At 59.0% G+C, this 6,000-nt stretch carries 8 protein-coding genes; 6 read left to right on the top strand and 2 right to left on the bottom strand.

Annotated features, from left to right (window positions below):
- The first annotated feature begins 138 nt into the window (after positions 1-138).
- From HY282_07600 to HY282_07610, 3 genes are read left to right on the top strand one after another with little or no spacing between them, the layout of a single operon-like run.
- Positions 139-378, top strand: a complete 240-nt coding sequence (locus HY282_07600) for a hypothetical protein (GenBank protein ID MBI3803614.1) — start codon at positions 139-141, stop codon at positions 376-378.
- Positions 379-394: 16 nt separating this feature from the next.
- The gene (locus HY282_07605) at positions 395-802 is read left to right on the top strand and encodes a BON domain-containing protein (protein ID MBI3803615.1); all 408 of its coding nucleotides are present in this window, start codon (positions 395-397) and stop codon (positions 800-802) included.
- Positions 803-814: 12 nt separating this feature from the next.
- Positions 815-1,351 (top strand): DUF3341 domain-containing protein, encoded by a 537-nt coding sequence (locus HY282_07610; GenBank protein ID MBI3803616.1) that lies wholly within the window; start codon positions 815-817, stop codon positions 1,349-1,351.
- A gap of 125 nt (positions 1,352-1,476) precedes the next feature.
- On the opposite strand, the gene HY282_07615 is transcribed toward HY282_07610, so the two are convergent.
- Together HY282_07615 and HY282_07620 are read right to left on the bottom strand one after the other, a co-directional pair.
- Complete coding sequence (locus tag HY282_07615; GenBank protein MBI3803617.1) at positions 1,477-1,842, bottom strand: phage holin family protein; 366 nt, start codon at positions 1,840-1,842, stop codon at positions 1,477-1,479.
- 34 nt (positions 1,843-1,876) lie between these two features.
- Positions 1,877-2,395 carry a gamma carbonic anhydrase family protein gene (locus HY282_07620; GenBank protein MBI3803618.1) on the bottom strand — a complete coding sequence of 173 codons (519 nt, stop codon included), beginning with the start codon at positions 2,393-2,395 and terminating at the stop codon, positions 1,877-1,879.
- Between the two features lie 252 nt (positions 2,396-2,647).
- Here HY282_07620 and HY282_07625 point away from each other — a divergent pair, with 252 nt between their 5' ends.
- The 3 genes from HY282_07625 (at position 2,648) to HY282_07635 (ending at position 5,655) form a co-directional block, all read left to right on the top strand.
- Positions 2,648-3,658, top strand: a complete 1,011-nt coding sequence (locus HY282_07625) for a hypothetical protein (GenBank protein ID MBI3803619.1) — start codon at positions 2,648-2,650, stop codon at positions 3,656-3,658.
- 91 nt (positions 3,659-3,749) lie between these two features.
- A complete protein-coding gene (locus HY282_07630; protein ID MBI3803620.1) occupies positions 3,750-4,475 on the top strand; it encodes a dienelactone hydrolase family protein in 726 nt (241 codons plus the stop codon).
- A 43-nt stretch (positions 4,476-4,518) separates the two neighbouring features.
- Positions 4,519-5,655, top strand: a complete 1,137-nt coding sequence (locus HY282_07635; GenBank protein MBI3803621.1) for a M20/M25/M40 family metallo-hydrolase — start codon at positions 4,519-4,521, stop codon at positions 5,653-5,655.
- The last annotated feature ends 345 nt before the right edge of the window (positions 5,656-6,000 follow it).

Below are 6,000 nucleotides of genomic sequence, written 5' to 3' on the forward strand. Positions count from 1 at the left end.
GCGCGCGATGGAAATTCTCTTCGGTCGTCTTCTGTAGCCCTGATTACTTTCACTCCGGCGGGTCCGGGACTTGCAAACTTTTCTACAGGGGCAAGGGATGGAGAAACATTGAACCGTTGAAACATGAAGGAGGACACCATGCCACGAAAAAACAATCGGTCGGCTTCAGAGAAAAGTGCAAAGCGGTCGCCGGCCTTAAAGAAATCGCGTCCGAAGATCAATGCAAAGCGGACCACATCGCGGCTTAAGAAGGTGACCCCTGCGGCTAAAAAGATGCTCCGCCAAGGTGCGAAGGCCATTGAGCAGGGGGTCCAAGTCATCAGCCAGAAGGCCGAGCAGATCGGGAATGTCCTCGTTAAACCGTTCCGCTCATCCTAATGGAGGGGGAGATAAAATGAAACGATTTGTCTCAATGGTTGCAATATTTTTGTTCGCCGGCGGGATCGCCTATGCCGCCGGGACGCACGACGAGCAGGGAGGAAGCCCTCCTGCGGTCGCGCCCGACAACAGCAAAATCAACACGCGGGATGAGCACCCCTCCGCCAAGACGGCGGAGAAGCAGAGCAACGATCCGGGAGATGTAGAGCTGACGCGAAAAATTCGGAAAGAGATTACGTCGGATGATTCCTTATCGGTGCTCGCAAAGAATGTGAAAATTATCACGCAGGAGGGAAAAGTCACCCTTCGCGGACCGGTGAACAGCCCCGAGGAGAAGAATAATATTTCTAAAAAAGCGGAACAGATCGCCGGGGCCGGCAAGGTCCAAAACGAGCTTGAAGTCAAGGGCGCTGTCACCCGATAAAGGAGAAAACGAATGGCAAAAAGAGCAGTCATCGGCATATTTGACAATCCCTTCCAGGCGGAAGACTGTCTTGACCGTCTTCGCTATGCGGGATTTCTTCCGACCGATATCTCGGTCTTAACCCCCGACAAAGAGGGGATGCGCGACTTTATCCATGAAAAAGCGACCAAGGCGCCCGAAGGGGTGGCCACCGGCGCGACCACCGGCGGGGTGCTGGGCGGCATCGCCGGATGGCTCGTCGGCATCGGCTCGCTCGCCATCCCGGGGGTCGGCCCGTTCATTGCAGCCGGTCCGATTTTAGCGGCGCTCGGCGGAGCCGCCATCGGTGCGACCGCCGGCGGTGTCGCCGGTGGGTTGATCGGTCTCGGCATCCCCGAATACGAGGCGAAACAGTACGAAGCCAAGGTCAAAGAAGGAGGCATCCTCGTTTCGGTCCATTGTGACGATTCGGATCAGGTCAGCCGGGCGAAAGAGATCTTCAAGCAAAGCGGCGCGAGGGACATCTCCTCCACCGGCGAAGAAGGAGTATCGAAAAGCGAAGCAGCCTAGTGGTGCTGCCGCATCGTTCATCCATCCCCGAAAGGCGATTCCCCCCACAATCGACTTTCCCCGAGCGATGCGGCGGTGTCCCGGCGGGCCGGAAAATCCGGCCCGCCTTTTTTTGCCGAAACTGATTAATAAGCTGAATTCGGACGGCCCGCGTCGGCGATGATGAAAGAGAGGAGGCCGCTGAGAATGGAGAGGAGCAGCGCTCCGAGGACCGCCGACCAGAAGCTGGAGACGACAAAGCCGTTGACCACCTTGGCGGTCAGCGCGAACATCGCCCCGTTGATAATGAAGGTAAAGAGGCCGAGGGTGAGGATATTAATCGGAAGGGTCAAGATCAGAAGGATCGGCCGGATGACGGCATTGATGATCCCGAGAACCGCCGCCGCCACCAGCGCGGGACCGATCCCATCGACCTCGATTCCCCGGATCGTATAGGAAATCAGGATCAATCCAACTGCATTGATCAGCCAACGGATTAAAAGCCCCCGCATCCCCATCTCCCTTTTATCTCTATAAAGAGTTACTTTAGGTCTGGTTTGACTTCAAATAAACCTGCGCCAGATCGACATAGTTCCGCGCCGACTGGGCGAGAAATGCGCTCTCCTCCGCGGTGAGCGGACGCTTGACCCGGGCCGGCATTCCGACCGCCAGCGAACCGGGCGGGATCTTCACCCCCTCGGTCACCAGCGCGCCGGCCCCGACAATCGACCCTTCACCGATCTCGGCGCCGTCGAGCAGAATCGCCCCCATCCCGACCAGCACCCGGTCCCGCACCGTACAGCCGTGCAGCGTGACCCGATGTCCCACCGTCACCTCGTTCCCGATGATCAGCGGATGGGTCCGCCGGGTCACATGGAGGACGGAGAGATCTTGAATATTCGTTCGCGCGCCGATCCGGATGTAATTCACATCACCGCGGACCACGCTGCCGAACCAGATCGAGCCATACTCCCCGATCTCGACGTCGCCGATCACCTGCGCCGACGCTTCGATAAAAACGCCCAAGGAGAGCTTGGGAACCTTTTCTTGAAAAGGATGGATCATTTCGGCTCCGAAATTCTTTTCCGCGGCGAGACCCTTCTCCCCGGCGTGGACCTCAGGATAACACGCCCCTTTTTCCCCTGGCAAGAGGTTTTGAAATATTGAACGAATTTTGATATAGTAAACCGATTGTTTTATGGTAGGCAGACAGCCGGTCGAACAGCGGGTGCGCCACTCCCTTACCACCGGATTCTCGAACAGCGGCCAGACACCACCTCATTAAGGACTATGGTTTTTTATTTTTACGAAGAAGCAATGAAAGGGGTTCCCAAGATTTCGGTCGACGGACTGGTCCCCCAAAGCCATCACCTCAGCCACTGGAAGGGGAACCAGACGCCCCCTCCCCTGAAGGCCGATACCTCGACTGAAATCGTCCTTCGCTATCTGGCCCATCCGAACCCGAAGCAGTTTTTTCCGCAGGTGAGCATTATTACCAATAACCACTTCGACACCGACGGGCTCCTCTCCGTCTGGGCGCTGCTCAATCCGAAAAAGGCCGAGCCGATGGCGGGCCGGCTGATCGCCGCCGCCGAAGCGGGCGACTTCGCCTCCTTCTCCTCGGAAGAGGGGGTCCAGATGAATCTCTTAATCGAGGCGCTCGCCGGCTCGAAGGAGAGCCCCCTGTACAGCCAGCGGGAAGCGTACACCGGGCCGAAGGAGACCTTTCTTTATAAAATGATTCTTCCGATGCTCCCCGATCTCTTTCGTCGAAAAGACGAGTACCGGGGGCTTTGGCGGGAATCGTACGACAGTATCGTCCAATCGATGGAGCTGTTTGAAAAAGGAACCATCGGCGTCGAAGAGCATGAGCCGGAAGGGCTCTCCGTCATCATCGACGAGCAGCGGCCGGCCCGGCAGGCGATCGATCACCATTGTCAGGGAAACCTCTTCCTCGTCATTGAAGACCGGGAGCGGGAAGAGGGAGGATTCGGCTATGAGCTCGAATACCGCTATTACGCCTGGGCCGACACGGTCACCCGCCCTCCGATTCAGCCGATCCCGATGGAGCGGCTCGCCGAGCACCTCAACCGGCACGAAGGTCTCCGGGTCGGAAAATGGATGACCGGCGGCTATCCCGGCCAGTCGATGACCTCGGCGCTGAAATATGTCGACGACGAAGGACACCGCGCCTTGAGCCGCCTCTCCCCCGATCAGGTCCTCCGGCTCGTTCTGGAACATCTCCAATCGCGCGAGAGCGATTCAGGCGATTCGACGAACGAATCGACGAACGAATCGCCGAGCGAATCACCGAGCGAATCACATTGACGAGACGCATCGCCCCCGCACCGTTCCAGGGAGAATCCAGGAAGGATCTCCCGAAGCAACCGCAGCAACGCCCAACCGCAAGGAGCCGATCATGGTAACCGAGATCTTGACCGACGACGACCTTAACTCCACGATGGTGGAATATGAGGTGGAAGGGAAAGCGCTGTCGGCCTTTCTCTGCCGTCCCAAGCCTCCCGGCCGCTATCCGGGGCTGATTCTGATCCAGGAGTGGTGGGGGCTGAACGATCAGATCAAAGGGGTCGCCCAACGGCTCGCCAAGGAGAACCTGGTCGTGCTCGCCCCCGATCTTTACTCCCGGCTCGGCCATGTCGTCACCCAAAATGGGGCGGAGGCGGCCAAGCTGGCCGATGCCCTCGACGCGGATCAAACCCTCGCCGACCTGCTCGGGGCGCTCCGTTTCCTCAAGGGAGCGCCGGAGGTGGCGCCGGAGAGAGTCGGCCTCGTCGGCTTCTCTGTCGGCGGCGCTTATGCGCTCCAGCTCGCCAGCCGGACGTCGGAGGTTCAATGCGCGGTCGCCTTTTATGGCGAGATCCCTCCCGACTCGGAGATTGAAAAACTGGCTGTCCCGCTTCTCTATTTCCACGGCGAAGAAGACGGCTGGATCCAAAAGCAGGATGTTCAGCGTTTAAAAGAGACCCTGAAGAAGTTTAAAAAAGCGGGCGCGGTCAAAACTTACCCCAACGCACCCCACGCGTTCTTTAACGACGCCCGCCGGGAGGTCTACCATCCCCAGGCGGCGAAAGATGCTTGGAAGAAGACCCTCGCCTTCTTCGACAAATATTTAAGGACGGGATGAAACGAAACGAAGCAGACGGAAGATTCTCTGACGCGAGGTTCCCATGCTGAATACCGAACGAATGACCGACCACTTCATGAAGCTCGTTCAGATCGACAGCCTCTCCAAGAAGGAGAAGGCGGTGGCGCTCGTCCTCCAAAAAGAGCTCGAAGCGCTCGGGGCGAAGGTAACGTTCGACGACGCCGACAAAGCGGTCGGCGGCGAGATCGGCAACCTGATCGCCCGGCTTCCTGCCACCGACCGGTCGCGTCGGCCGCTGCTTCTGTCGGCGCACATGGATACCGTCGTCCCCGGCGAAGGGATCAAGCCGCGGATCGACGGGAGAAAAATCCGGAGCGACGGAACGACGATCCTCGGCGGCGACGACAAGTCGGGAATCTCGATCATCATGGAGGTCCTCCGTACCCTTCAAGAGCAGCAGCGGCCCCATGGCGAGATCGAAATCGCCTTTACCATCTGCGAAGAATTCGGCCTGCTCGGCGCGAAGCACCTCGACTTCGCGCAGCTGAAAGCGCGCGACGGGCTGGTCCTCGACTGCGACAACGTCAACATCCTCTTCACCCAATCTCCCTCCTCCGACCGCCTGGAGTTTAAAGTCCATGGGCTTGAAGCCCATGCCGGCGTCTGCCCGGAGCGGGGGGTCTCGGCCGTTCAGATCGCCGCCGAGGCGATCAGCCGGATGAAGCTCGGCCGGATCGATCCGGAGACGACGGCGAATATCGGGATCATCCAGGGAGGCGCGGCGACCAACATCATCCCGAACTACGTCTATATTAAAGGGGAGTCGCGAAGCCACAGCGAAGAGAAGCTCGAAGCGCAGACCGGACATATGCGCGACTGTTTCCAGAAAGCGGCCGAGAAGTTTTTTATCGACTTGGAAGGGAAGCGGATCACCGGACGGGTCGAAGCGGCGGTCTGGCGCGACTACGACCGGATGAACGTCCCCGAGAGCGCCCCGATCGTTCAGGCGGTGAAACGCGCCGCCCAGGCCCTCTCCTATTCGGTCCAGACGAAGGCGACCGGCGGCGGATGCGACGCGAACGTCTTCAACAAAAAAGGAATCGCCGTCGCCAACCTCGGCACCGGCATGCACGACATCCACACGGTCAAAGAGTGGCTCGCCATCGATGAAATGGCCCAAGCCGCCCAAATCGTCCTCGAAACCCTCCAGCAATGTTAGGACCCTCTCCTAATGAGAGGCCCAGCGAGAGAGGCTTGCGCGTCGCGGCTTGGGGTTCTTTCTCTCTGGGTTCTTTCTATCAGACGTAATATTGAAGCGGGCAGAAGAAAATTTGATCTCTGTTCATTGGGGCAAGGGCATTGGAATGAAGCGCTGCTCTTGACCTGACTGCCTTAAGGTCGTGGGGTTTTACCCCACCCCCCACCGTGGGGGCCGACTGCCCGGCCCCCTCCGGCCTCCCCGTGCAGCCGGGGGGAGATCCCCCCCGCTCCCCCCTTACGGTCACAACTTGTACCACGCGCGGAAGAGCACCGCGGATGGTACTTCGACAGGTGACCTGATTTG

Source organism: Candidatus Manganitrophaceae bacterium (assembly GCA_016200325.1).
GTDB lineage: Bacteria > Nitrospirota > Nitrospiria > SBBL01 > Manganitrophaceae > Manganitrophus.

Bases quoted from the DNA above. Each gene is read 5' to 3' on its own strand.
- HY282_07635 (MBI3803621.1), top strand. From the start codon at position 4,519: ATGCTGAATACCGAACGAATGACCGACCACTTCATGAAGCTCGTTCAG.
- HY282_07625 (MBI3803619.1), top strand. From the start codon at position 2,648: ATGAAAGGGGTTCCCAAGATTTCGGTCGACGGACTGGTCCCCCAAAGC.
- HY282_07605 (MBI3803615.1), top strand. From the start codon at position 395: ATGAAACGATTTGTCTCAATGGTTGCAATATTTTTGTTCGCCGGCGGG.
- HY282_07610 (MBI3803616.1), top strand. From the start codon at position 815: ATGGCAAAAAGAGCAGTCATCGGCATATTTGACAATCCCTTCCAGGCG.
- HY282_07615 (MBI3803617.1), bottom strand. From the start codon at position 1,842: ATGCGGGGGCTTTTAATCCGTTGGCTGATCAATGCAGTTGGATTGATC.
- HY282_07620 (MBI3803618.1), bottom strand. From the start codon at position 2,395: ATGATCCATCCTTTTCAAGAAAAGGTTCCCAAGCTCTCCTTGGGCGTT.
- HY282_07630 (MBI3803620.1), top strand. From the start codon at position 3,750: ATGGTAACCGAGATCTTGACCGACGACGACCTTAACTCCACGATGGTG.
- HY282_07600 (MBI3803614.1), top strand. From the start codon at position 139: ATGCCACGAAAAAACAATCGGTCGGCTTCAGAGAAAAGTGCAAAGCGG.